Raw genomic sequence first — 23790 nt, 5'->3', positions numbered from 1 at the left:
AGCCGGACTGGCTTGAGAAGGCAACTAACGGATACGGCTAGCCGCGCCCGTCCACCGTCGGTCGCCAGACCAGCAGCTTCCGCTCCATCAGCGTGACGCCGAAGTCGATCAGGATGACGAAGGCTGACAGCACGAACATGCCGGCGAACACGCCCGCGACGTCAAACACGCCTTCGGCCTGCTGGATCAGATAGCCGAGCCCCGCCGCCGATCCCAGATATTCGCCGACGACCGCGCCGACCACGGCGAAGCCGACCGAGGTGTGCAGCGAGGAGAACATCCATGACAGCGCCGAGGGCCAATAGACGTGCTGCATCAATTGCCGCTCGCTCATGCCGAGCATGCGGCCGTTGTCGAGCACCGTGCGGCTGACCTCCTTGACGCCCTGATAGACGTTGAAGAAGACGATGAAGAACACCAAGGTCACGCCGAGAGCGACCTTGGACCAGATGCCGAGGCCCAGCCACAGCGCAAAGATCGGCGCCAGCACCACGCGCGGCAGCGCGTTGACCATCTTCACGTAAGGATCGAACACCGCGGCGACCAGCGGCTGTCGCGCGAACCAGAAGCCGACCAGCACGCCGCCAGCCGATCCGATCACGAAGGCGAGGAGCGATTCCACCAGGGTGATCCAGAGATGGTTCCAGATCACGCCTGAGGCGAACCACTTGATGATCTGCTCGAACACGTCGACCGGATTGGAGAAGAAGAACGGCGGCAGCAGAATTTTTCCGAACACAGGCACCGTCGAGAGCACCTGCCACAGCACCAGGCAGACAATTGCAACCAGCATTTGCAGCGCCAGCAATGTCACGCGCGACATCAGACTGCCTCCGCCGCTTGGGTGGATTGCGCGTAACCCTTCATCACCTCGTCCTTGAGCACGCTCCAGATCTCGCGATGCAGCGCATGGAAGTCCTTGTCCAGCCGCACCTCGAAAATGTCGCGCGGGCGGGCGAGCTGCACGCGCCAGTCGCCGATGATGCGCGAGGACGGCCCGGCCGACATGATCACGACGCGGTCGGCCAGCGCGATCGCCTCTTCGAGATCATGGGTGACGAACAGCACGGCCTTGCGGTCGGCATTCCAGAGGTCGAGCAGCAGATTGCCCATCACTTGGCGCGTCTGCGCATCGAGCGGCCCGAACGGCTCGTCCATCAGCAGGATCTTGGGATCGCGGATCAGGACCTGCGCCAACGCTACGCGCTTGCGCTGGCCGCCCGAGAGCATGTGCGGATAGCGGCCCGCGAAGGCGCCGAGGCCGACGGACGTCAGCCATTTCTGCGCCTGCGGCAGCGCCTCGGCTCGCGGCGTGCCCTTGATCTCGAGCCCGATCGCGACATTGTCGAGCGCGGTCTTCCAGGGGAACAGCGCATCGGCCTGGAACAGATAGCCGGCGTCCCGGTTCAGCCCCGCGAGCGGCCGGTCAAATATCTTGACGCTGCCGGCGGCGGGCTTGAGCAGGCCGGCCGCGACGTTGAGGAGCGTCGATTTTCCGCAGCCGGTCGGCCCGACAATGGCGACGAACTCGCCCTGCGCGACCGCGAGGTGCGCCTTCTCCACAGCCGTATAGACCCGCCCGTCCCCGAGCCGGAACGCGACCTTGGCATCTTCCAGCGCCACTGCCGTGGGCGTCGTCATATGCTTCCTCCAGACTTGGCTTGATGCCTTAGCCGCTCGCGCGGCCAAGTTCAATCAAGGCGCCAAGCGTGCTACGCATGCAGTGCGAAGGCGTTCTTACCCTCCCTGGAGGGTCGGTGCGCATGAAGCGAAGCGGAATGCGGACCAGGGTGGGGTGACGGTCCCTCCAACACCGCCCGTATGGAGAGATCGCCCCACCCCGCCCGCGCTTTGCGCGAGCGATCCTCCCCCTCCAGGGGAGGGTAAGAAAGAACGAGCCGCGTCGAATGCCTTCAAAGCTGGCGATCAGCTACCGAAACGTCACCAAGAGCTTTGGTCCGCTCAAGGCTGTCGACGACGTATCGCTCGATGTGGCCGCGGGCGAGTTTCTGGCCATCGTCGGCGGGTCTGGATCGGGCAAGACGACGCTGCTGCGGCTCGCCAACCGGCTGATCGAAGCCGATGGCGGTACGATCATCATCGAGGACGAGAACGTGGCGAATGTCGATCCGGTCGCGCTGCGGCGGCGGATCGGTTACGTCTTCCAGAGCGGCGGGCTGTTTCCGCATCTGAGTGTCGCCGACAACATCGGTATCACGCCAAAACTGCTGGGCGAACCGGCAGCAGCCATCGCAACCCGCGTCGACGAGTTGCTCGATCTGGTACAGCTCGACCGGACCACACATCGCGAACGCTTGCCCGAGGCGCTCTCCGGCGGCCAACAGCAGCGCGTCGGCGTGGCGCGGGCGCTGGCGGCAAAGCCCCGCATCGTGTTGATGGACGAGCCGTTCGGCGCGCTCGATCCCCTCACCCGCGATGCCCTCGGCGACGACTATCGCGCGCTGCATCGCAAGCTCGGGCTGACCACCGTGATGATCACGCATGACATGACCGAAGCGATCCTGCTCGCCGACCGCATCGCCGTGATGCGCGGCGGAAAGCTGCTGGCGCAGGGCACGCCGGCAGAGCTTTCCAACAGCAGCGACGCCTATGTGCTGGAGCTTCTGCGCACGCCGCGGCGCCAGGTCGAACGGCTGAATGCGCTGCTGCCGAAGAGCGGTGCGGCATGAGCCTCCTCAATGATCCGCGCTGGGGCGAGGCGCTGTCGCATCTGTCCGATTATCTCGGCAACCATGTACGGGTGAGCCTCGCCGCGCTCGCGCTTGGCCTGATCGTCAGCTTGCCGCTGGCGATCCTGACGCGCAATCGCCCGGCGCCGCGCGGCATCCTGCTCGCGCTCGCCAGCATCGTGCAGACAGTGCCGGGATTGGCGCTGCTTGCGCTGTTCTATCCGCTGCTGCTGCTTGCCGCCTCAGTGACCCTGAGATGGTTCGGCATCTCGTTCTCCGCATTCGGCTTCCTGCCGGCCATGCTGGCGCTGGCGCTCTACTCGATGCTGCCGGTGCTGCGCAACGGCATCACCGGCCTCAACGGCATCGATCCCGCTTTGATCGAGGCCGCGAAAGGCGTCGGCATGACGGAGCGACAGTCGCTCGTCATGGTCGAGGTGCCGCTGGCGCTGCCCGTGATGATGGCGGGCATCCGCACCGCCGCGGTGTGGGTGATCGGCACAGCGACGCTTTCGACCCCGATCGGACAGACCAGCCTCGGCAATTACATCTTTGCCGGGCTTCAGACCCAGAACTGGGTGTTCGTGCTGTTTGGCTGCCTGGCCTCGGCGCTGCTGGCCCTCGCCGTCGATCAGTTGCTCGGCCTGATCGAGAGCGGCCTGCGCCGGCGCAGCCGCGCGCGCACTGGCCTTGGGGCGGCCGGGATCGCTGCCCTGGTCGCCGCAACGCTGGTGCCGACCATGGGACGCTCGTCGCAGAGCTATGTCGTCGGCGCCAAGACCTTCGCCGAGCAATATGTGCTGTCTGCCCTGCTCCGGGACCGCCTCCAGGCTAGCGGCCTTTCGGCCGCCGCACGATCGGGCCTCGGCTCCAGCGTGATCTTCGAGGCGCTCAAGGCCGGCGACATCGATCTCTACATCGATTATTCCGGCACGCTCTGGGCCAACCAGCTGCATCGCAGCGACATCAAGCCGCGCGCGGAACTGCTGGCGGAGCTGAAGACGGCGCTCGCGAAAGACAACGTCACCCTGCTCGGCGAGCTCGGGTTCGAGAATGCCTATGCGCTGGTGATGCCGAAGAAGCGCGCCGAGGCGCTTGGTATCCGCACCATCTCCGATCTCGCCGCGCGCGCACCGACGCTGTCGATCGCCGGCGACTATGAATTCTTCTCACGTCCCGAATGGGCGGCGCTGCAAAAGGCCTATGGCCTTCAGTTCCGCGCCCAGCGCCAGATGCAGCCGGACTTCATGTATGCGGCGGTCGCCAGCGGCGAGGTGGACGTCATTGCAGGCTACACCAGCGATGGGCTGATCGCGAAATACGATCTCGTCGTGCTCGACGATCCCAAGCAGGCGATCCCGCCCTATGACGCGATCCTGCTGCTGGCGCCAAAGCGCGCCGGCGACGAGAAATTGCAGGCGGCGCTCAAGCCGTTGCTCGGCAAGATCGACATCGCCACCATGCGCGAGGCGAATTTGCGCGCCAGCGGCAACGACGCGAATTCGTCGCCGGACGTAGTGGCGAAATGGCTTTGGGGCAGGATCATGCGGCGGTAGAACGAAGTCGAGGGGATGGCCGCGATGGGGGACTTCGGCCACCCCCTCTCGCCAATTCTGGAGAACGAGCGGGCATAGTGGCGATCAGCTCACGCCCGCACCTCCTGCCGCTGGAACAACACGTAACCGAAAGCGAACAGCACGATGGTGCCTGCAATCAGGCCGACGGTCTGCGGCCAGGCGATCATGACGCTCTCGCCGAAGGGGAGCGGCGCGCCCATGACGGCGCCGCGGAGCTGGTCGAGAAAGACCGGCCCGAGCGTCCGCGTCGTCGGCGACAACACGGCGAGCATCGCCTCTCCGAACAAGTCGTTCGGCGACAGCCGCAGCAGCTCCTGCGTCCAGATTGCGGTGGCGGGATCATTGAGGCCGAGCAGCGCGTAGCGCGGATCGGCCGGAGCGATCGCCTGCGCGATCGCCGGGGCCAGCATCGGCCATAGCACGGTCAGGAATAGCCAGATGCCGAGCGAAACCAGCGCCGCCGTGGCGGGCGACCGGAACACGATCGAGAGCAGGATGGCCAGCGAAAGCCAGACACCGGCATAAAAGACCGCCACGACCAGGAACACCAGCGAGCGCGCGATCTCCTCGCTGCCCGGCGGCACGCCGAGGAAAATCAGGCCGAGGCCGATCACCAGCAGCCACAGCGCCGCCAGACTGACGCCAATGGTGGCAAGCGCTGCGAGAAACTTTCCCATCAGCAGCGCATCGCGATAGATCGGCTGTGCCAGGATGCGCGACAGCGTCCGCCGGTTGTGCTCGCTATTGACAGCGTCAAAGCCCAGTCCGATCGCCATCAGCGGAATGAGAAAGCCGAGGATCGCGACGAAGGACGGCAACGGCGCCTGGTCGATCGTGAACAGCCGCAGCAGCAGAAACGGATCCTCCGCCGTGTTCTGCCTGAGGCTGTTGATCGCCTCGTAGAGCGCCGCGAGGGCTGTGGAAACAATCAGGAGCTCCAGCATCAGCATCCGGATGCTGGAGACGTTGTCCGCGAGCTCCTTGACAAAAACCGTCGACAGGCCCTGGAACGGTGATCCCTCACGCCGCATGACGAACGCCTCCCTCCGGCTGCGCCTGGAAGTAGCGCGCATAGATCGCTTCGAGGCTCGGCTCGTCGACCGACAACTTTCGCAACGCACCGTCGACCGCGACGACCGCACGGGCCGCGTCCGGCCGCACGTCGCGCTCCGCGGTCATGCGGAAGCGATCAGTAGCAAGACTCTCGACCTGGCTGACGCCCGGGATCATCGCCAGCCGGCGAGCGATGCCAGGTCCGTCGGCCTCGATCTCCACGACGAAGCCGGCGCCGAGCACCTTGACTGCCAGTTCCGGCACCGCTCCCATCAGCACGATGCGGCCTGTCTTGAAGAGCGCAACGCGATCGCAGATGCGCTGCACCTGGTCGAGCATGTGGGACGACAGCAGGACGGTAACGCCCTCCGCTTGCAATTCCCGGATCAATCCGAGGAACTCCTGCGTCGCCTGCGGATCGAGCCCGGACGTCGGCTCGTCGAGGATCGCGATCTCGGCCCGCTTTACGATGATCTCGGCAAGGCCCAGCCGCTGCCGCATGCCCCGCGAGAAGGTCGCGACACGCTTCCCGGCGACCTCGGCGAGACCAACGCGTGACAGCGCCGCGTCGATCCGCTCCGCCCGCTCGCCGCGGGAAAGGCCCATCAGCTTCGCCGTGTAGGCCAGATTTTCCGCAGCCGTGAGCTGATCGTAGAAGCCGACGGCGTCAGGCAGATAGCCGACGCGACGCTTGACTTTCAGCGGCTCGCGCGCCGGATCGAAGCCGAGCACGCTGACCTTGCCCGACGAGATCTCGGTCAGGCCGAGCATCATCAGGATGGTCGTGGTCTTGCCCGCGCCGTTCGGGCCGAGCAAGCCGAACACCTCGCCGCGGGCGATATCGAAGTCGATGGAGTCGACCACAGTGGACTTCCCGTAACATCTGGTCAGGCCGCGCGCGCTGATGACGAGATCGCGTGGCGTACCCTCTGCCTCGATCCTCTGCCCGCTCATCGCCGTCCGAACCTCGCCACTGCACCCAACATCAGCAACAGCGCGACGCCGATGACGCCAGCGCCCGCCATGCCCCAAACCGTCGACGTGCCGACCGTGACGCGGAACTGGCTGGACGCGCTCTCTCCACGCGAGGTGGCGCGGATCGTGGTCTGATAGTCACCGGCCAGGGACTTGTCGCTCGGCGTCAGCAGCGCCTGCACTTCGGTATCCTTGCCCGGCACGAGACGCTCGATCGTCGCCGGCTCGAACGTCACCTTCCATCCGTTGGGCGCGGTTCCTGCCAAACTGATGTTTTCGGCAGGTGCGGTACCGGAATTGGTTACGACGATCGGGATCGAGCTCTGCTTGCCGGCGACCGCACGCGCACTCAACAAGCCGTCGCGGCCCGAGATCTGGAGCTGTGGCTGCCCGACAACATCGAGCGCGAGCTCGGTCGACGCCATGGCGTCTTCTGCCTTCGCGGTGACCTTGACCGGGAAATGACCGGCATCGACCGTCGTGGGCGGACGTACCTTCAGCTTGATGTCCTTCGACTGGCCCGCATCGATCGGAATCGATGAGAGCTCCTGCGTGCCATAGGCTTCTGTGAACGAGGTCTCGAAATTGGCAGGCGCCTCTGCCGCAAAGCTGACAACGAGATTGCGCCCCGAATCGTTCTTGATCGAGAGCGTATAATTGAAATTGGATTTCGGGCTGCCGCGCAGCGACGGCAAGCTGGATTTCACGCTCAGCTTGGCGGGCAGCTGCTTGGCGAGCGACACCGCAATCGGCAGCTCGGCTGTGGTGCCCTGCCCTTCGGCCTTGACGGTGAGCGTATGCGCGGCGAGATCGTCGCCGGCGGGAATGTCGAGCCTGAGCTGAAGCGCGACGCTGCCGTCGGGGGCCGGCATCGCCGCTCCGACCGGCTGGCCGCCGCCGAGCAGCGTTGCCGTCCAGCCGCTCGGCACGCCGGCCACCGATAGTTGATAGCGCTGCGGCGCGAGACCGTAGTCCTGCAAGCGCAGCGAAATGTTGGTGGAGGTCCCCGGTCGCACTGTCACCGCCGGATAATCGGTCATGAGATAGAGGCCCTTGATGTCCCGGACCGGTTCGGCGGCATGCACGGCGGGCCCGAGCAGCACGAGGGCAAATGCAAGACGCGCAGCATCAAGCGCTCGCATGGACGATACTCCTGCAAGGAAAGGTGAATCGGGAATGCTCATCGCACCGCCGGCAAGACAATCTTGGCGGTTCGGCCGATCATGGGAGCAATCGTGACAAAGTTTTGGAAGCCCGGCGGCCCGCCAGTTACAAGTCGGTGATTGCAGGCCGTTTTGCCTCAGACTTTAGTTCGACGATGGCCTGCACGCGCGGAAGATTAAATATATCGTCATGCGATTTATCTCCGGTACGTATCAAGCGCCGGTGATGCTCCGCCTGAAGCACGACGTGCCGCTACAGCCCCCGGATCATCCCTGCCTCGATCAGCAGCCGGTTCAGCCGCCGCGCTTCGGCGCCATCCTTGCAGCCGTAGAAGATGCCCTTGCAGCGGAGCATGATCTCCTTCTGCGCGGCGAAGGAGGGATCGAGCGGGATGCCGGCGGCCTCCTGGATCACCAGCGGCAGATAGGGGCCATCGACCGTGTCCATCACGGCCTCGCTTCTGACCGGCTCGAAATTGACGGCGTCGATCGCATAATAGGTCGCGTAGAGCCGCGGATCGTAGGCGTCGAGCTTCTTGCCGATCGCGCCCTCATCGAGCCCGGGCTCGAGCAGACTGGGCGCGAACTCGGGCTGATGATCGCCATAGCGCACGATCAGGAAGGGCTCGCCCGGAAAATTCTTCTTCAGGCCCGCGACAAAGGCCTTGTACTGCTCGGCGCTCATCGCTTGCCGCCGCAGATATTCGTCGATCGAGGCCACATTGCCTGGTGCGCGCCAGTTCGGCAGCAGATCGGGACGAAACCGCGTTTCCCAGGGGAAATGATTGGCGCCGAGATAAATGAAGGTGAACAGCGGTTTGTTCGGCGGCTGCTGGCCCATCAGCTGCAGCGCCTTGTCATAGAAAAAGCTATCGGGCTCGACATCCCTGGCGCCGAGATCCTTTGCGTCGAGGAAGCGTTCGACGCCGGTCGTCATCTGGAAGCTGCGCGCGCCCATGAAGCCGCCATAGGCGGGATAAAGCGATAGAGTATCGTAGCCGCAGCGGCGCAGCGCCAGCGGCAGACCGCGCTCGACCCGGCCGGACGCGATGCGCGTTACGAAATAGGCGAAGCGGCCGAACGAACGCGAGGAAAGCCCTGCGAGCACGTTGTATTCGGTGAACCAGCTTGGCCCGCCATTGCTCTCGGCGAGGAACGTGCGCTGCTTGCCGTCCCAGGATTTGAAGTGATTGCCATAGCCCGCCGGCACCTTGATGCCCTGCGCGGCGCGGATGTCAAAACTCGATTCATCATGGATCATGATGATGTTCGGCCGGCGGCCGGGAGGATGGCAGGCATCGACCAGGGGCATGTTGAGCCGCTCGCTCGTAGCGGCGGCCGACTCCATGAAGCCGTACTGCACGAAGTCGGACACGGCGGTGACGCCGGAGCGGAAAAACTTCGAGAGATAGCCGTCGTCGTAATAGCCGCGCCAGGCCTCGTCCGGGTGATAGAGCGAATAGCCGACCAGCCCAGCCACACAGGCGAGCATGGAAGCAAGCGCCGGCAGGCGGCGGATGCGGAACGGATCGAGCCACCACAGCGCGTACATCAGCGGCAGCGTGACAAGGCCGGCTGATATCACCGACCAGCGCAGGTTCGGGAAGATCGTGAACAGGAACGCGACGGTGTCGCGGTCGATCATCATGAGGTCGATGAAGTTGACCGTCATCTGCACGACGTCGTGCTTGAGCCGCGACAGCAGCACCAGCACCACGACCATTGTCAGCGACAGCGCGCCCGACAGCGCCGGCCGCCGCAGCAGCATGATCCAGAAGAAGTTGAGAATGCCCCAGGCCAGCGCGAAGGACAGGCGAGAGCCGAAATCGGTCTCGGTCTCGTACATCAGCGCCAGCGCTGCCAGATGCGGCACCGCCACTGCGAGCAGGCGCCAAATGCCGAGCGCGGCGACGCTCGCCAGCACGGCGGTGGCGACAGAGGGACCTGGATTGGGCGCGGACGCCATCGACGGCACGCAACTTCTGGTCCGGCGCTGTGATGCCCAAGCCGTCGAGCCGGCCTTGGGACGGCCGCGGCACCCGGCGTAGCCGGAAGCCTGCGCCGTGTCACAAAACTGTAACGGAACGGTCACTCGCAGGCAACGCGATCCGCCATCCGACCTTCGCTTAATGTTAGCGACGCGCGAATGTGCCGCACGCTTGACGGTCGCGGCGCTAAGGCTTCGCAATCCCTGCGATGAACAGGTCGATCACCCTTTCCGCCATCCGGTCGATTTCGCCTGCCTCGACGCCCCACCGCGGAAAATGACCGTCGAGATTCATCCGGGCAAAACCGTAGACCAGGGCGCGGCCGGCGATCTGGATGCGCTTGAGGTCGGACGAGCGCAGCAGGCCCTGCCTGGCGGCGTCGGCCAGCATCTGCTCCGTCAGTGCGATCAGCTCGGCATTGTCTTGGGTCAGCTCGGTGGAGCGTTCGTGGGCGAAGTAACGTCCCGTGGAGATGATCTCGAAATGTGCGGGATTGCGCATCGCCCAGCGCAGGTAAGCGAGGCCAAAGGCGCGGAAGCGGCCGAGCGGATCGGTGGCCGGAGCTTGGCCAAGTGCCACCTCGATCTCGGCACGAAAGCGCCGCTGGGCCTCCCCGGCCGCGGCCGCCATCAGCGCATCGCGGTTCGGGAAGTGCCGGAACGGTGCCCCTGGTGACACCGCGGCCCGGCGCGCGGCCTCGCGCACCGTAACCTCCGCTCCCTCCGCAGCCAATTGCAACGCAGCATCGATCAGCACGCGGCGGAGGTCTCCGTGATGATAGGGCCGGGCTTCAGATGTCTGGCGACGGGCGCGCGGCTTAGACTTCGGTCGGATGGACATAGCGCTTCTTCCTAGCATCACTCGAACGTGAATGTAAGCAGCGATTACACTGTTGACGGCCTCGCCACCGCGAAATGTAATCGATGATTACATAGCGGAGGAGATCGTCATGTCACAACGTCAAGGCTGGTTCGAAGGCTGGCGGTTGCTTGCCGTCCTCACTCTGAGCCTGATCGCACTCAGCCTTTGGATCGCCTCGATGCGGCACTTCGAGGTCGAGGGCGTGCGGACGGTGATCCGCTTCACGGCGCGCAGCTCGCTCATGCTGTTCTGCCTCGCCTTCAGTGCGGCAGCGCTGGGGCGGCTGTGGCCGAACGCCTGGACGCAATGGCAGCGCCGCAACGGCCGGCATCTGGGCCTGAGCTTTGCGGCCTCGCACGCCATCCACGCGGTTGCGATCGTCGCGTTCGCCTGGATGGATCCGGCCGGCTTTGCCGTAGCCACCTCGGCCGCATCCTACATTTTCGGCGGCATCGGCTATGCCGTCATCATGGCCATGAGCGCGACGTCGTTCGACCGCACCGCCGCGCTGATCGGACCGCGCATCTGGCGGATGCTGCACCTTGCGGGCGGCTATTATCTCTGGTTCCAGTTCATGGTCTCGTTCGGCAAGCGCGTGCCCGCGATGCCGCTCTATGCAGCGTTCCTCCTTCCGCTGCTTGCCGTTTTGGCGCTGCGCCTGATTGCGATGGTCGCGCGGCCGACTCGACAGACCTCTAAGGCGATCAAGAACGCACAACAGCATGTCACTTCTTAAGATGAACCGCCGCACGAACATCGCGAGGTGAAACGATCGGACGATGACAATGCGGATGAAGAGTCGAATCCTTGACTCTGAAGACGCTAGCGTTTTGGTGTTTGGCGGCGCAGCGGAAAACTTGAAGAACGACGCGAGATCAAGAATGTGGTTTAAGCGTCAGTTCTTGGCGCTCGGAATGCGCATCAGCTCGCAAAGAATTCGAATGAAGCAGCAATGCTTCGCGCGAGATGAAAGAGCGAGACCGCTGTTTGCGATCTCGCTCGAATGTAGTCGCGAAGGTTTAAGATTTGGTTTGGCGAGCGAAGCTCTTGCTTCACGCGTCATTCCGGGGCGCGACAAAGTCGCGAACCCGGAATGACGGCGATGCGTCAGTTCTTCGACTTGTCGACCAGTGCGCCCTTCTTGATCCAGGGCATCATGTCGCGCAGCTTCGCGCCGACTTCCTCGATCGGATGCTGGGCGAGCTTGGCGCGGGTCGCCTTGAACGAGGTCTGGTTGACCTTGTTCTCGAGCATCCAGTCGCGGGCGAACTTGCCGCCCTGGATGTCGGCGAGAACGCGCTTCATCTCGGCCTTGGTCTCGGCGGTGACGATGCGCGGGCCGGTGACGTACTCGCCATACTCGGCGGTGTTCGAGATCGAGTAGTTCATGTTGGCGATGCCGCCTTCATAGATCAGGTCGACGATCAGCTTCACCTCGTGCAGGCACTCGAAATAGGCCATCTCCGGGGCGTAGCCGGCCTCGACCAGGGTCTCGTAGCCGCCCTTGATCAGCTCGACCAGGCCGCCGCAGAGCACCACCTGCTCGCCGAACAGATCGGTCTCGCATTCTTCCTTGAAGGTGGTTTCGATGATGCCGGCGCGGCCGCCGCCGATGGCGGAGGCGTAGGACAGGCCGAGATCATGCGCGTTGCCCGAGACGTCCTTGGCGATCGCGATCAGGCAGGGCACGCCGCCGCCGCGCTGATATTCGGAGCGTACGGTGTGGCCGGGGCCCTTCGGCGCGATCATCAGCACGTCGAGGTCGGCGCGCGGATCGAGCAGGTTGAAGTGGACGTTGAGGCCGTGCGCGAACACGAGGGCGGCGCCCTTTTTCATGTTATCGTGCAGGTGCTCGCGATAGATGTCGCCCTGGAGCTCATCCGGGGTCAGCATCATGACGAGATCAGCCCATTTGGCGGCTTCGGCCACTTCCATCACCTTGAAGCCGGCGGCTTCCGCCTTCTTGGCCGAGGCCGAGCCCTGGCGCAGCGCAATCGCCACCTCCTTGACGCCGGAATCCTTGAGGTTCAGCGCGTGGGCGTGGCCCTGGCTGCCGTAGCCGACGATGACGACCTTCTTCCCCTTGATCAGGTTCAGGTCGGCGTCGCGATCGTAATAAACACGCATAGTCGTTTCCTCATTCAGGGGCCGGAATCGGCCGTGGTCAGGTCTCGGACGGTGAAATTTGCGGATTTCGGGGGCTGTCTAGAGCATTTTCGCGCCCCAGGGAAACCCGTTTCTGCATGGAAATCCGCGACATCATGCATCCATGAAAACGGGATAGAGGGAGGCGAGCAGCAGGATCGCCATCAGGATATTGAAGGCACGGACCAGCCGCTCGGAGGTCAGGACGGGCCGCAAGGCAGTGCCGAACAAGGCCCAGACCACGGTCGAAGCCGTGCCGACGAGCAGGCTGATCAGGGTCTGGATCGCGATGTTCAGGGGGAAGCTGGCGATCGCCGCATAGGCGGTGATGGTGCCGATCACGATCACCCAGCCCTTGGCGTTGATCCACTGGAACATGGCCGCGCCCCAGAAGGTCATCGGGCCGCGAGCACTCTCCTCGCCCGGCTTGGCCGGGCCCGAGAAAGCGATCACGACGGCGAGGTAGATCAGGTAGGCGGCGCCGGCATATTTCAGGACGGTCTGGAGGATCGGATAGGCCAGAAACACGGTGCCGAGCCCGAGGCCGACGACGGCGACCATGAATGCAAAGCCGATGACGATGCCGACGATGTGCGGGATGGTGCGCCGGAAGCCGTAGGTCAGGCCGGAGGACAACAGCATGATGTTGTTCGGCCCCGGCGTGAAGTACATCACCACCATGAAGGCGAGGAAGGCATAGAACAGCGAGGAGGCCATCGTCACCTCACGCGGTCTTCGGAAGGACTTGCGGGCGCTTCGCCAGCACCATCACCGCGATGCCGGCGATCACGGTTACCATGCCGGCAAGGCGCAGCGGCCCGAACCGCTCGCCGAACACGATGCTGGAGGCGGCGGAGCCGACGAACGGCACGAGCAGCGCGAACGGGACGACCTGCGCGGCAGGATAATCACGCAGCAGCCGGCCCCACAGCCAATAGGCGATGCTGGTGGAGATGGCCCCGATCACGAGCAGGCAGATGAGACCGGTGAGCGACATATGAATCAGCGACTGGAAGGTCGGCACCGGCCCGTTGACGACCAGTGCGAGCGCGAACAGCGGCACGGCCGCCGTGAAGCAGAGCCAGGCGAACAGATCGAACATCGGCGCGCCCCGGGCGCCGCGCAGCAGCAGGTTGCCGATCGCAAAACAGATCGGCGAGATCATCAGCACCGCGAAAGCACTGACGCTGAAATCATAACCGACGGTGCCGCAGATCATCAGCAGCCCGGCCGCGGCGATGACGATGCCAAGCGTCTGCGCCGGCGTCGGACGCTCGCCGAAGGCGATCGCGGCAAAGCCGATGGTGAACAGCGCCTGGCTCTGCACAACGACAGAGGTCAACCCGACCGGCACGCCATGGGCAATACCATAGGCCTGGCTCAGGAACTGGCCAAGGAACAGCGTGAAGCTGATCGCGATCAGGAGAGACCACGCAACCTTGGGCTTGGGAATGAACAGGCACGGCACCGCGGCGATGGCAAAGCGCATCGCCGTCATCAGCTCCGGCGAGAACTCGTCGAGCGCGATCCGGCTCGCCACGAAGGCAAGCCCCCAGATGATCGCCACCATGAGGGCGATGAGGATGTCGGCCGGCTTCATCTTCCTAACCTCTCCCGCTTGCGGGAGAGGTCGCGCCGGAGGCGCGGGTGAGGGCTTTCTCCGCACGGAGGCTCCGACTCGTGGAGACACCCTCTCCCCGGCCCTCCCCCGCAAGCGGGGGAGGGAGCGCACCGTCGCTTTGGCTGACGGAATTCATTGCCACTAGCCTTGCTCGCCGGCTTTCGGTTTGCGTAAGAGATACGTGCCGTGCATCGGTGCGTGGTAATCGGCCGAGACCAGCGTGAAGCCGACATCGGTCAGCATCCGCTCCATCACCCAGCCGAAGGTGGAATATTCGTCGCGCATATGCGTCACCACGCTCTCGCGCGAGAAATCGTGGTTCTTGATCTGAAAGTCAGCCCATTGTTCGACGTCGCGTTCGATCGCGTCGGGCATCGAGGCGTACACGATGTCGCGCAGGTAAAAGCTCGCTCCAGGCTTCAGCGCACGAAAAATCCGCGACATCGCCACCGCCTTCCAGAAATCCGGCAGATGATGCAGCGTGAACTCGCTGACGATCAGGTCGTAGGAGTCCGGCCGGTAGGCGAAGCTGAGCAGGCCGGCCGACTGCGTCGCGACCTTTGCCTTGCGGTCGCGGGCGTAGATCTCGGCCAGCGCCAGCATCGCCGGCGAGATGTCGATGGCATCGATCTCGGCGCCCATCAGCGCCGCTTCGGTGGCGAGCACGCCGTTGCCGCAGCCGATATCGGCGATGCGCCAGCCGCGCTGGACACCGAGCATTTTCAGCGCGGCGCGCGCCCGCAGATCGGCATCCTCGTGGCTGTCGTAGATCGAGGCCACTGCGGGGCCGATCCCCATCCGGTTCCGCTCGTTGTAGTACCAGTCGCGCGCCAGCATGGTTCACATTCCTTCAGGCCCGCGGCCGATCGCGGCAACACCGGTGCGCGACACCTCGACAAGGCCGAGCGGGCGCATCAGGTCGATATATTGATTGATCTTGTCCGTATTGCCTGTGATCTCGAACACAAAGCTCTCGGTGGTGGCGTCGATCACGCGGGCGCGGAACGCATCCGCGAGCCGCAGCGCCTCGACGCGATGCTCGCCCTGCCCCCGCACCTTCACCATCGCAAGCTCGCGCTCGATCGAGCGCTTGGTCTGGGTCATGTCGACGACGCGGTAGACCGGGATCATACGGTCGAGCTGATGCTTGATCTGCTCGATCACCATCGGCGTACCGGTGGTGACGATGGTGATGCGCGACAGGTGCTTCTGGGCCTCGGTCTCGGAGACGGTGAGGCTCTCGATATTGTAGCCGCGCCCGGAGAACAGGCCGATCACGCGCGCGAGCACCCCGGGCTCGTTCTGCACGAGCACCGAGAGGGTGTGCGTCTCGTTGGGATCGTGACGGTCCTCGATGAAGTAGGCGGATGCCGGCTGGTTCATTGTCGTCCCCTTTATTCGTTCCTGTCATGCCCCGCGAAGGCGGGGCATCCAGCAATCACCGGCGCCCAGAGTCTCACATCTGCCGCGGCGTACTGGATCGCCCGGTCAAGCCGAGCGATGACAGCGGAGTGTTGTTTGACCATCGCGCTCACACCAGCGCCTTGCCGCCGGCGAACGCCTTCGCCGTGGCCTCGTCATTGGCCTGCTCCGGCAACAGCATCTCGTTATGTGCCTTGCCGGAGGGGATCATCGGGAAGCAGTTTTCGAGCGCCGCGACGCGGCAGTCGAACAGCACCGGCCGTTTGACCGAGATCATCTCCTTGATGGCGCCGTCGAGATCGGAGGGTTTGGTGACCTGGAGGCCGACGCCGCCATAGGCCTCCGCGAGCTTGACGAAGTCCGGTAGCGCCTCCGAGTACGAATGCGACAGGCGATTGCCGTGCAGCAACTGCTGCCACTGCCGCACCATGCCCATGTACTGGTTGTTGAGGATGAAGATCTTGATCGGCAGCTCGTACTGCACCGCCGTCGACATCTCCTGCATCGTCATCTGCACCGAGGCATCGCCCGCGATGTCGATGACCAGGCTGTCCGGATGCGCCACCTGCACGCCGATCGCGGCCGGCAGGCCGTAGCCCATCGTGCCGAGGCCGCCTGATGTCATCCAGCGGTGCGGCTCCTCGAAGCCGTAGAACTGCGCCGCCCACATCTGATGCTGGCCGACTTCCGTCGTGATGTAGGTGTCCTTGCCGCGCGTCGCCTCGAACAGGCTCTGGATCGCATGCTGCGGCAGGATGACGTCATTGCTCTTCTTGTAATAGAGCGAGTTGCGGGCGCGCCACTGCGCGATCTGCTGCCACCACGACTTGATGTCCGGCTTCTTCGCCTCCGCCTTGAACACCTGGAGGATGTCGCCGAGGATGTTGCCGCAATCGCCGATAATCGGCACGTCGACACGGATGTTCTTGTTGATCGAGGACGGATCGATGTCGATGTGGATCTTCTTCGAGCCGGGCGAGAACGCATCGACCCGGCCGGTGATGCGGTCGTCGAAGCGCGCGCCGACGCACAGCATGACGTCGCAATCATGCATCGTCATGTTGGCCTCGTAAGTGCCGTGCATGCCGAGCATGCCGAGCCAGTTCTTGCCCGATGCTGGATAGGCGCCGAGGCCCATCAGCGTCGAGGTGATCGGGAAACCGGTGACCTCGACCAGCTCGCGCAGCAGCTTGGTGGCTTCAGGGCCGGAGTTGATGACGCCGCCGCCGCTGTAGATCACCGGGCGCTTGGCATTGGCGAGCAGCGCCACCGCCTTGCGGATCTGTGTCGCATCCCCCTTCACGCGCGGCGCGTAGGAGCGATGCACGTCGGATTTGCGCGGCGGATGATAGGTGCCGGTGGCGAACTGCACGTCCTTGGGCACGTCGACCAGCACCGGGCCGGGACGGCCCGAAGTTGCGACATAGAACGCCTCGTGCAGCACCTTGGCGAGATCATTGACGTCGCGAACCAGCCAATTGTGCTTGGTGCAGGGCCGCGTGATGCCGACCGTGTCGCATTCCTGGAACGCGTCGTTGCCGATCAGATGCGTCGGCACCTGGCCGGAGATGCAGACCAGCGGGATCGAGTCCATCAGCGCGTCGGTCAGCGGCGTCACCATGTTGGTGGCGCCGGGGCCGGAGGTCACCAGCGCAACGCCGGGCTTGCCGGTCGAGCGCGCATAGCCCTCGGCGGCGTGGCCCGCGCCCTGCTCGTGGCGGACCAGGATGTGCTGGACCTCGCTCTGCTGGAAGATCTCGTCGTAGATCGGAAGCACGGCGCCGCCGGGATAGCCGAAAATGTCGGTCACGCCGTGATCGATGAGCGCACGGACGATCATCGCGGCGCCGGTCATCTGGTTCGGATCGTGGCTCTTGTCGCTCATTGGCTTGCTCCGGATGCGCTGTCGTCAGCGGCTTCGTTCTGGGTTCGGGAAATAAAAAAGGCCCCGAAGAGGGCCCATGCACACCGCCTGTCTTGTGGATGGCAGCTAGCCATCCCCGGCGGTGTGCCTGGGTACGACGGCGATAAGGAGTTTGGTAATAATGTTACGCATGGCAGGCGCCCGGCTTCCCAAAGGTTGCGCGAACATAGCGACCAAAGCCCGGATGTCAAGGCGATGCGGCTATTCCCCGCGCGATTTTGCCAGTGTAGCGGTGTTCCCGGGGCTCGGCGAGAGGTAAATTCGGGAACTCGCCCAAAAGTACGTCAGCCCTGGTCCCGCGCGGCGCTGACAACGGCAGCGAGCCACCCCCTCGCCTCCTCCGGCTTCACCCATTCGAACTCCGGCAATTGATGCCGGAACCAGGTGAATTGCCGCTTGGCGTAGTGGCGGGTATCGGCGCGTCCGATCGTGGCGGCGTCCCCGAGATTGAGCTCGCCGCGCAAATGCCGGATCAGTGCCGGCACGCCATGGGCCTTCATCGCCGGCAGCAGCGGATCGAGGCCTCGCGCGGCGAGGCGCTCGATCTCGGCGAGGGCGCCGGCACCTAACATGGCGTCGAAACGGGCGTCGATGCGGGCGTAGAGCTCGTCGCGTTCGGGGGCGAGGAAGATGGCGCGAAAGCTGTCTCTGGGCAGCAGCGGCGGCTGACCTTCCTGGTGCCAGTCCAGCAGCGAACGGCCGGTCGCCTCGATCACTTCAAGTGCGCGCGCGATGCGGGTTCGGTCGCGCAGGTTCAATCGCTCCGCGGCACGCGGGTCGCGGCGCGCGAGTTCCGCGTGCAGTGCCTCCGCGCCATTGCGCTCCAGCCGGGCGCGCACGTCTTCACGGACGTCAGTGGGGATCGGCGGCACCACGGAGAGGCCGGCCGTCAGCGCCTTGAAATAGAGCCCGGTGCCGCCGGTGAAGATCGGCAGGCGCCCTTCGGCCTTCGCTTCTTCAAGCGCATTTGCAGCGTCGCTCACCCAGGCACCGGCCGAAAAATTCACGGCCGCATCGACATGGCCATAGAGGCGGTGCGGCGCGCGCCCCTCCTCGGCATGTGTGGGACGCGCCGTGATGATGCGGAGGTCCCGATAGACCTGCATGGAATCGGCGTTGATGACGATTCCGCCCGCGCTCAGGGCAAGCTCGAGCGCCAGCGCCGACTTGCCGCTGGCGGTCGGGCCTGCGATAAGCACCGCCTTGCTCAAATGCTCCCCGCTCACGAAAACCTCAAATGTCCCTCGTCGCCACGCTGATCTGCAACCCGAACAATCCTGCGCTCGATTCCACCATCGTCGACGGCGCGCGCGCCGTCCTGCCTCAGGCGGCTCCCGCGCACTGGCTGTTCGACGGAGTTGCGGTCGATATTCCTTTCGGCGCGCAGGATAACCTCGAAGGCGACCGTCACGCCATCGAACAGCGGCTCCGCGAGCTGCGCGGCGACCTTCCGATCGATGTCGTGGTGCAGCCAGTCGGCTTCCGGCGCAAGAAGCTTTTTCTCGCCGACATGGATTCCACCATGATCGGCCAGGAATGCATCGACGAGCTGGCCGACCTCGTCGGCATGAAGGCCCATGTCGCCGGCATCACCGAACGCGCGATGCGCGGCGAGATCGAGTTCGAGCCGGCGCTGCGCGAGCGCGTCGCGCTGCTGAAGGATCTTCCCGCCAGGGTCGTCGACGAGGTGCTGGACAAGCGCATCACGCTGACCCCGGGCGGACGCGAGCTGGTCGCGACCATGCGCAAGCACGGCGCCTACACCTGCCTCGTCTCGGGCGGCTTCACGCTGTTCACCAGTGCGGTTGCCGCCAAGCTCGGCTTCCACGAGAACCGCGCCAACGAGCTCGTCGTGCGCGACGGCAAGTTCACCGGCGAGGTGAAGGAGCCGATCTTGGGCCGCGCGGCCAAGCTTGCGACGCTGGTCGATCTGATGGAGTCGTTCGATCTCGACGACATCGATTCGCTCGTGGTCGGCGACGGCGCCAACGATCTCGCGATGATCCAGGCGGCCGGGCTGGGCGTGGCGTATCACGCCAAGCCGGCAGTGGCCGCGGCCGCAGCGGCGCGGATCGATCACGGCGATCTTACGGCGCTGCTTTATGCGCAGGGGTACCGGCGCGATGAGTTTGTGGAGGCGTAGCCTTCTCTCCGCTGTCATCACCCGCGAAAGCGGGTGATCCAGTATTCCAGAGGCGGCAGTGCTCGAACCGAGAAGCCGCGGCGTACTGAATGCCCCGGTCAAGCCGGGGCATCCAGTGAGTGTGGGGCTAAGAACGTCCCTTACTGCACGCTCAGGGCCACGAACCGCAGCTCGCCCTCGCCGTTCGAGACCAGCAGCAGCACGGACTTCTTGCCGTCCTTCTTGAGCTGGTCGACGCGCTTCTGGATGTCGGCGCCGCTGGAGACGGCTTCCTGCGCGACCTCGACGATGACGTCGCCGGCAGAGAGGCGCTTCTCGGCCGCATCCGAACTGGCGTCGACGTTGGTCACGACCACGCCGTTGACGCTGTCCTTGATCTTGTAGCGCGAGCGCAGATCCTTGTTCAGCGTTGCGAGATCGAGGCCGAGCGCCTTCTGCGTCACCGGCTTCTCCGGCGGGGGTTCGTCGGTCTTCACCGCGGCCTGCACCTTGTCGGGATCCTGCAAGCGGCCGAGCGTGACCTTCTTGGTCTGCTCCTCGCCCTTGCGGATGATGACGACATCGGCCTCCTTGCCGACGGCCGTGTCGGCGACGACGCGGGAGAGATCCTTGGGATCCTTGACGTCCTTGCCGTCGAACTTGACGATGACGTCGCCGGGCTCGATGCCGGCCGGCTTGGCCGGACCCTTGTCGTCGACGCCGGCGACCAGCGCGCCGCGCGCCGGCTTGATGTTGAGGCTCTCGGCGATCTCGTCGGTGACGCTTTGGATGCGCACCCCGAGCCAGCCGCGGCGCAGCTCGCCAAACTGGCGCAACTGGTCGACGACGCCCGCGACCGTCTTCGACGGCACGGCGAACCCGATGCCAATCGAGCCGCCGGACGGCGAGATGATCAGGGTGTTGACGCCGATGACGTCGCCATCGAGGTTGAACAGCGGACCGCCGGAATTGCCGCGGTTGATGGAGGCGTCAGTCTGGATGTAGCTGTCATAGGGGCCGGAGGAGATGTCGCGGTTCTTGGCCGAGACGATGCCGGCCGTCACGGTGCCGCCGAGGCTGAACGGGTTGCCGATCGCGACCACCCAGTCGCCGAGGCGCAGCTTGTCGCTGTCGCCGAACTTCACCGCGACCAGCGGCCTTGGCGGCTTGAACTTGAGCACGGCAAGGTCCGTCTTCTTGTCGACGCCGACCAGCTCGGCCTTGATCTTGGTGCCGTCGTTGAGGATGACGTTGATCTCGTCGGCGTCGGCGATGACGTGGTTGTTGGTGACGACGACGCCGGACGTATCGATGATGAAGCCGCTCCCGAGCGAGTTGGTCTTGCGCGGCGGGCCGCTGCCGTTGTCACCGCCCTTGCTGCCGCCGCCGGGACCCTTGCGGTTCTTGAAGAAGTCGTCGAAGAACTCCTCAAAGGGCGAGCCGGGCGGCAGTTGCGGCATGGCGTTGCCGCCGCCCTTGGCCTCGACGGTCTGCGAGGTCGAAATGTTGACGACCGCGTCGATCACCTTCTCGGCGACGTCGGCGATACCGTCCGGTCCGCGCGCGGCGGCCGGCGTGCTCAATGCGCCGAACGCGCTGACGGCGAGCACAGCCAGCCCTAAGCGCAAGCGGGTCGGGGCAATGGTGGCAGCGGTCATTGTGATCTCCAGGAAACAAGGATTCGGCGTCAAGACTGCGCTCGAACGGGGGGACGGCGCAAGCGCGGACGTTAACGAGCCTCAAGGCTCCGAGAATACGGCGAAAACCGGTCTGGCGCCTTCACTTTGGCGTTGGCGGAACGCCTAAATCGGGCGGCGCATCACCCAGATCAGGATCAGGCCGGCCACGGCCGATCCGATCCCGACTGCCCGCAGGATGTTGTCCGGCGTGGCGATGGCGCTCTTCATGGCCTTGCGCATCCAGTTCGGACTTGCCGCGAACATCAAGCCTTCCAGCACGAACAGAATGCCTAAGCCGATGAGGAAGTCGGTGAACGCAATGGACCTCATCGGATTGGAACCTCCCGGCGTGCTGTTCTTGTCTGGACGAAGGGCGGCAGAGCTGCCGCCCCCGATCGCGTTGACGCCTGTCCGGCTTTTACCTGGCTCAAGGCTTGGCCGGCGTCTCGGCGGCCGTCTTGCCCGACGGGTTACCGAAATACCGGAAGAAATCCGAGTCCGGCCGCAGCAGGAAACGGGTGTCGCTCGACTTCAGCCCGTTCTCGTAGGCCGTCATCGATCGGTAGAAGGCGAAGAAGTCGGCATCCTTGCCGTAGGCCTCGGCGAACAGGCGGTTGCGCTCGGCGTCGCCGACACCGCGCGTCTGCTCGGCCTGCGACCTGGCTTCTGCCTCGATCACGGTTGCCTCACGGTCGGCCTTCGAGCGGATCTCCTGCGCCTTCTGGCCGCCCTGCGCGCGGAACTCGGCAGCCTCGCGCTCGCGCTCGGTCTTCATGCGCTGATAGACCGCCTGGCTGTTCTGCTCCGGCAGGTCGGCGCGCCGGATACGGACGTCGACGACCTGGATGCCGTAGCCGTCGGCCTCGCGATCGAGTTGCTCGCGGATGCGCTGCATCAGCTTCTCACGGTCGTCCCGCACCACGTTGATGAAGGTGACCTCGCCGAGCACGCGGCGCAGTGCCGCGTTGAGGAGCGTGGTGAGCTGGATGTTGGCGGCCTGGATCGAGCCGACGCTCTGGTAGAAGCGCAGCGCGTCCTTGATGCGATAGCGCGCGAAGGCGTCGACGACGAGCCGCTTCTGGTCGGACGCGATCGCCTCCTGCGACGGGTTCTCGAGATCGAGAATCCGCTTGTCGATGTTGATCACCGAATTCCACGGCGCCTTGAAATGCAAGCCGGGCGCGGTGACGACCTCAACGGGCTTGCCGAACTGGAGCACGATGGTCTGCTCGGTCTGCTGCACCGTGAACAGCGACATGTAGCCGACGATCACGACAAGGAGCAGCGCGAGCAGCGTGACGATACCTGTGACCGGAGACCTCATCGGGTGCCTCCGCTCGAGGGCTGACCGCTGGCAGGCGGCCGCTTGGTCGTCAATTCGTTCAGCGGGAGATAAGGCACGACGCCCTGGCCGGAGGGGCCGCCGTCATAGACGAGCTTGTCCGCGCCGCCGAGCACCCGCTCCATGGTCTCCAGATAAATCCGCTCACGCGTCACGTCCGGCGCCTTCTTGTATTCCTCGTACACCTTGAGGAAGCGCGCACTCTGGCCCTTGGCCTCGGCGACCGCCTGCTCCTTGTAGCCTTCGGCGGCCTGCAGGATCTGCGCGGCGCGTCCGCGCGCCTGCGGCACGACCTGGTTGGCATAGGTCTGGGCTTCGTTCTGCAGCTGCTCGAGGTTGGCGCGCGCCGCCTGAACGTCACGGAACGCTGCGATCACGTCGCCCGGCGGGTCGACCTTCTGCATCTGCACCTGGGTGATCTGGATACCGGAGCCGTAGGCGTCGAGCGTCCTCTGCATCAATTCCTGCACGTTCTGCTCGGTGACGTTGCGCGCGCCGGTCAGGATCGGCTGGATCTGCGAGCGGCCGATCACCTCGCGCATCGCGCTCTCGGCGACCGCCTTCACCGTGCCCTCGGGGTTCTGGATGTTGAAGAGGAAATCGCCGACGCCGTCGGGCTTGATGCGCCACAGCACGGTGAAATCGACGTCGACGATGTTCTCGTCGCCGGTCAGCATCAGGCTCTCTTCCGGCACGTCACGAATGGAGCGGCCGCGGCGCGCCGGATCGTCGATCAGCGTCATGCCGATGGAAATGGTGTTGACGCGCAGTGCCTTCGGCAGCAGCACGGTCTCGATCGGATAGGGCAGATGATAGTTCAGGCCCGGCTGCACGGTGCGGACGTGCTTGCCGAAGCGCAGCACGACGCCGAGCTCTTCGGACTGCACGCGGAAGAAACCCGACAGCAGCCAGAACGCAATGATGATCAGGATGATCAGCGTGATGCCGACGCCGGAGAAATAGCCGCCCGGCATGATCTGCTGGAGACGGTCCTGGCCGCGCCGCAGAAGGTCTTCCAGATCCGGCGGCCTCGGCCCGACCGGTTGCGGGCCTGAGCCCCATGGTCCCTTCGGACCCGAGCCCCACGGGCCACCGCCCTGATTCTTCCACGGCATTCGACGCTCTCCTCGGCAGACCGGGACTAGAACTAACCCGGCCCACGTTGTCCGGTCCGGCTTTATAGGGGACCGGCAGGTCCCTTACAACGCAGCCCTCGCCGACTTCCGAG

The 23790-nt window shown here is 64.8% G+C and carries 23 protein-coding genes; 5 read left to right on the top strand and 18 right to left on the bottom strand.

Features of this window, described 5'->3' with window-relative positions; all coding sequences use genetic code 11:
• Nucleotides 1-37: 37 nt before the first annotated feature.
• Both JJB99_RS11115 and JJB99_RS11110 read right to left on the bottom strand, forming a co-directional pair.
• Entirely contained in the window at nucleotides 38-823 is a 786-nt protein-coding gene (locus tag JJB99_RS11115; RefSeq protein ID WP_200498805.1) for an ABC transporter permease, read from the bottom strand.
• Nucleotides 823-1641 carry an ABC transporter ATP-binding protein gene (locus JJB99_RS11110; protein WP_200498804.1) on the bottom strand — a complete coding sequence of 273 codons (819 nt, stop codon included), beginning with the start codon at nucleotides 1639-1641 and terminating at the stop codon, nucleotides 823-825. Before JJB99_RS11110 ends, JJB99_RS11115 begins: the two co-directional genes overlap by 1 nt.
• 266 nt (nucleotides 1642-1907) lie before the next feature.
• Between JJB99_RS11110 and JJB99_RS11105 the strand changes: the two genes are divergently transcribed.
• Nucleotides 1908-2690: an ATP-binding cassette domain-containing protein gene (locus JJB99_RS11105; RefSeq protein WP_200498803.1), complete on the top strand. Its 783-nt coding sequence runs from the start codon at nucleotides 1908-1910 to the stop codon at nucleotides 2688-2690.
• A complete protein-coding gene (locus JJB99_RS11100) occupies nucleotides 2687-4246 on the top strand; it encodes a glycine betaine ABC transporter substrate-binding protein (protein WP_200498802.1) in 1560 nt (519 codons plus the stop codon). Before JJB99_RS11105 ends, JJB99_RS11100 begins: the two co-directional genes overlap by 4 nt.
• Nucleotides 4247-4335: 89 nt before the next feature.
• On the opposite strand, the gene JJB99_RS11095 is transcribed toward JJB99_RS11100, so the two are convergent.
• The 5 genes from JJB99_RS11095 to JJB99_RS11075 form a co-directional block, all read right to left on the bottom strand.
• The gene (locus JJB99_RS11095) at nucleotides 4336-5298 is read right to left on the bottom strand and encodes an ABC transporter permease (RefSeq protein WP_200498801.1); all 963 of its coding nucleotides are present in this window, start codon (nucleotides 5296-5298) and stop codon (nucleotides 4336-4338) included.
• A complete protein-coding gene (locus JJB99_RS11090) occupies nucleotides 5288-6274 on the bottom strand; it encodes an ABC transporter ATP-binding protein (protein ID WP_200498800.1) in 987 nt (328 codons plus the stop codon). Before JJB99_RS11090 ends, JJB99_RS11095 begins: the two co-directional genes overlap by 11 nt.
• Nucleotides 6271-7437, bottom strand: coding sequence for a COG1470 family protein (locus tag JJB99_RS11085; RefSeq protein ID WP_200498799.1), 1167 nt, complete (start codon nucleotides 7435-7437; stop codon nucleotides 6271-6273). Before JJB99_RS11085 ends, JJB99_RS11090 begins: the two co-directional genes overlap by 4 nt.
• A 274-nt stretch (nucleotides 7438-7711) precedes the next feature.
• Nucleotides 7712-9424 (bottom strand): sulfatase-like hydrolase/transferase, encoded by a 1713-nt coding sequence (locus JJB99_RS11080; protein ID WP_200498798.1) that lies wholly within the window; start codon nucleotides 9422-9424, stop codon nucleotides 7712-7714.
• 208 nt (nucleotides 9425-9632) lie between these two features.
• Complete coding sequence (locus JJB99_RS11075; RefSeq protein ID WP_246775197.1) at nucleotides 9633-10151, bottom strand: TetR-like C-terminal domain-containing protein; 519 nt, start codon at nucleotides 10149-10151, stop codon at nucleotides 9633-9635.
• Between the two features lie 244 nt (nucleotides 10152-10395).
• Here JJB99_RS11075 and JJB99_RS11070 point away from each other — a divergent pair, with 244 nt between their 5' ends.
• A complete protein-coding gene (locus JJB99_RS11070; protein WP_200498796.1) occupies nucleotides 10396-11043 on the top strand; it encodes a hypothetical protein in 648 nt (215 codons plus the stop codon).
• 55 nt (nucleotides 11044-11098) lie between these two features.
• Nucleotides 11099-11404, top strand: coding sequence for a hypothetical protein (locus JJB99_RS11065; RefSeq protein WP_200498795.1), 306 nt, complete (start codon nucleotides 11099-11101; stop codon nucleotides 11402-11404).
• A 10-nt stretch (nucleotides 11405-11414) separates the two neighbouring features.
• Here the strand turns inward: JJB99_RS11065 and ilvC are convergent, their stop codons facing one another.
• The 7 genes from ilvC to miaA form a co-directional block, all read right to left on the bottom strand.
• Nucleotides 11415-12434: a ketol-acid reductoisomerase gene (gene ilvC, locus JJB99_RS11060; RefSeq protein WP_200498794.1), complete on the bottom strand. Its 1020-nt coding sequence runs from the start codon at nucleotides 12432-12434 to the stop codon at nucleotides 11415-11417.
• 132 nt (nucleotides 12435-12566) lie between these two features.
• Entirely contained in the window at nucleotides 12567-13169 is a 603-nt protein-coding gene (locus JJB99_RS11055) for a LysE family translocator (RefSeq protein ID WP_200498793.1), read from the bottom strand.
• Between the two features lie 7 nt (nucleotides 13170-13176).
• The gene (locus tag JJB99_RS11050; RefSeq protein ID WP_200498792.1) at nucleotides 13177-14052 is read right to left on the bottom strand and encodes an EamA family transporter; all 876 of its coding nucleotides are present in this window, start codon (nucleotides 14050-14052) and stop codon (nucleotides 13177-13179) included.
• Between the two features lie 162 nt (nucleotides 14053-14214).
• Nucleotides 14215-14910 (bottom strand): class I SAM-dependent methyltransferase, encoded by a 696-nt coding sequence (locus JJB99_RS11045; RefSeq protein WP_200498791.1) that lies wholly within the window; start codon nucleotides 14908-14910, stop codon nucleotides 14215-14217.
• Nucleotides 14911-14913: 3 nt separating this feature from the next.
• A complete protein-coding gene (gene ilvN / locus JJB99_RS11040; protein WP_011089241.1) occupies nucleotides 14914-15456 on the bottom strand; it encodes an acetolactate synthase small subunit in 543 nt (180 codons plus the stop codon).
• 148 nt (nucleotides 15457-15604) lie between these two features.
• Complete coding sequence (locus tag JJB99_RS11035; protein ID WP_200498790.1) at nucleotides 15605-17380, bottom strand: acetolactate synthase 3 large subunit; 1776 nt, start codon at nucleotides 17378-17380, stop codon at nucleotides 15605-15607.
• Nucleotides 17381-17703: 323 nt separating this feature from the next.
• Nucleotides 17704-18645, bottom strand: a complete 942-nt coding sequence (miaA, locus tag JJB99_RS11030; RefSeq protein WP_200498789.1) for a tRNA (adenosine(37)-N6)-dimethylallyltransferase MiaA — start codon at nucleotides 18643-18645, stop codon at nucleotides 17704-17706.
• A gap of 11 nt (nucleotides 18646-18656) precedes the next feature.
• On the opposite strand from miaA, the gene serB reads away from it, so the two are divergent.
• Nucleotides 18657-19562 (top strand): phosphoserine phosphatase SerB, encoded by a 906-nt coding sequence (serB, locus tag JJB99_RS11025; RefSeq protein WP_200498788.1) that lies wholly within the window; start codon nucleotides 18657-18659, stop codon nucleotides 19560-19562.
• 140 nt (nucleotides 19563-19702) lie between these two features.
• Here serB and JJB99_RS11020 read toward each other — a convergent pair whose 3' ends face one another.
• The 4 genes from JJB99_RS11020 to hflK form a co-directional block, all read right to left on the bottom strand.
• Nucleotides 19703-21199: a Do family serine endopeptidase gene (locus JJB99_RS11020; RefSeq protein WP_200498787.1), complete on the bottom strand. Its 1497-nt coding sequence runs from the start codon at nucleotides 21197-21199 to the stop codon at nucleotides 19703-19705.
• Between the two features lie 144 nt (nucleotides 21200-21343).
• Nucleotides 21344-21550, bottom strand: coding sequence for a DUF2065 domain-containing protein (locus JJB99_RS11015; RefSeq protein ID WP_200498786.1), 207 nt, complete (start codon nucleotides 21548-21550; stop codon nucleotides 21344-21346).
• Between the two features lie 97 nt (nucleotides 21551-21647).
• Nucleotides 21648-22544, bottom strand: coding sequence for a protease modulator HflC (hflC, locus tag JJB99_RS11010; protein WP_200498785.1), 897 nt, complete (start codon nucleotides 22542-22544; stop codon nucleotides 21648-21650).
• Nucleotides 22541-23677 (bottom strand): FtsH protease activity modulator HflK, encoded by a 1137-nt coding sequence (gene hflK / locus JJB99_RS11005; protein ID WP_200498784.1) that lies wholly within the window; start codon nucleotides 23675-23677, stop codon nucleotides 22541-22543. Before hflK ends, hflC begins: the two co-directional genes overlap by 4 nt.
• Nucleotides 23678-23790 lie beyond the last annotated feature (113 nt).

The sequence above is a fragment of the Bradyrhizobium diazoefficiens genome (genome assembly GCF_016616235.1).
Classification (GTDB): Bacteria; Pseudomonadota; Alphaproteobacteria; order Rhizobiales; family Xanthobacteraceae; genus Bradyrhizobium; species Bradyrhizobium diazoefficiens_H.
Note: the sequence above shows the minus strand (reverse complement) of the source record. Positions and strands in the feature narration are given on the sequence as shown.

Excerpts from the sequence above, each read along its gene's own strand:
- JJB99_RS11115 (WP_200498805.1), bottom strand. The coding sequence starts at position 823 with ATGTCGCGCGTGACATTGCTGGCGCTGCAAATGCTGGTTGCAATTGTC.
- JJB99_RS11110 (WP_200498804.1), bottom strand. The coding sequence starts at position 1,641 with ATGACGACGCCCACGGCAGTGGCGCTGGAAGATGCCAAGGTCGCGTTC.
- JJB99_RS11105 (WP_200498803.1), top strand. The coding sequence starts at position 1,908 with ATGCCTTCAAAGCTGGCGATCAGCTACCGAAACGTCACCAAGAGCTTT.
- JJB99_RS11100 (WP_200498802.1), top strand. The coding sequence starts at position 2,687 with ATGAGCCTCCTCAATGATCCGCGCTGGGGCGAGGCGCTGTCGCATCTG.
- JJB99_RS11095 (WP_200498801.1), bottom strand. The coding sequence starts at position 5,298 with ATGCGGCGTGAGGGATCACCGTTCCAGGGCCTGTCGACGGTTTTTGTC.
- JJB99_RS11090 (WP_200498800.1), bottom strand. The coding sequence starts at position 6,274 with ATGAGCGGGCAGAGGATCGAGGCAGAGGGTACGCCACGCGATCTCGTC.
- JJB99_RS11085 (WP_200498799.1), bottom strand. The coding sequence starts at position 7,437 with ATGCGAGCGCTTGATGCTGCGCGTCTTGCATTTGCCCTCGTGCTGCTC.
- JJB99_RS11080 (WP_200498798.1), bottom strand. The coding sequence starts at position 9,424 with ATGGCGTCCGCGCCCAATCCAGGTCCCTCTGTCGCCACCGCCGTGCTG.
- JJB99_RS11070 (WP_200498796.1), top strand. The coding sequence starts at position 10,396 with ATGTCACAACGTCAAGGCTGGTTCGAAGGCTGGCGGTTGCTTGCCGTC.
- JJB99_RS11065 (WP_200498795.1), top strand. The coding sequence starts at position 11,099 with ATGAAGAGTCGAATCCTTGACTCTGAAGACGCTAGCGTTTTGGTGTTT.
- ilvC (WP_200498794.1), bottom strand. The coding sequence starts at position 12,434 with ATGCGTGTTTATTACGATCGCGACGCCGACCTGAACCTGATCAAGGGG.
- JJB99_RS11055 (WP_200498793.1), bottom strand. The coding sequence starts at position 13,169 with ATGGCCTCCTCGCTGTTCTATGCCTTCCTCGCCTTCATGGTGGTGATG.
- JJB99_RS11050 (WP_200498792.1), bottom strand. The coding sequence starts at position 14,052 with ATGAAGCCGGCCGACATCCTCATCGCCCTCATGGTGGCGATCATCTGG.
- JJB99_RS11045 (WP_200498791.1), bottom strand. The coding sequence starts at position 14,910 with ATGCTGGCGCGCGACTGGTACTACAACGAGCGGAACCGGATGGGGATC.
- ilvN (WP_011089241.1), bottom strand. The coding sequence starts at position 15,456 with ATGAACCAGCCGGCATCCGCCTACTTCATCGAGGACCGTCACGATCCC.
- JJB99_RS11035 (WP_200498790.1), bottom strand. The coding sequence starts at position 17,380 with ATGAGCGACAAGAGCCACGATCCGAACCAGATGACCGGCGCCGCGATG.
- serB (WP_200498788.1), top strand. The coding sequence starts at position 18,657 with ATGTCCCTCGTCGCCACGCTGATCTGCAACCCGAACAATCCTGCGCTC.
- JJB99_RS11020 (WP_200498787.1), bottom strand. The coding sequence starts at position 21,199 with ATGACCGCTGCCACCATTGCCCCGACCCGCTTGCGCTTAGGGCTGGCT.
- JJB99_RS11015 (WP_200498786.1), bottom strand. The coding sequence starts at position 21,550 with ATGAGGTCCATTGCGTTCACCGACTTCCTCATCGGCTTAGGCATTCTG.
- hflC (WP_200498785.1), bottom strand. The coding sequence starts at position 22,544 with ATGAGGTCTCCGGTCACAGGTATCGTCACGCTGCTCGCGCTGCTCCTT.
- hflK (WP_200498784.1), bottom strand. The coding sequence starts at position 23,677 with ATGCCGTGGAAGAATCAGGGCGGTGGCCCGTGGGGCTCGGGTCCGAAG.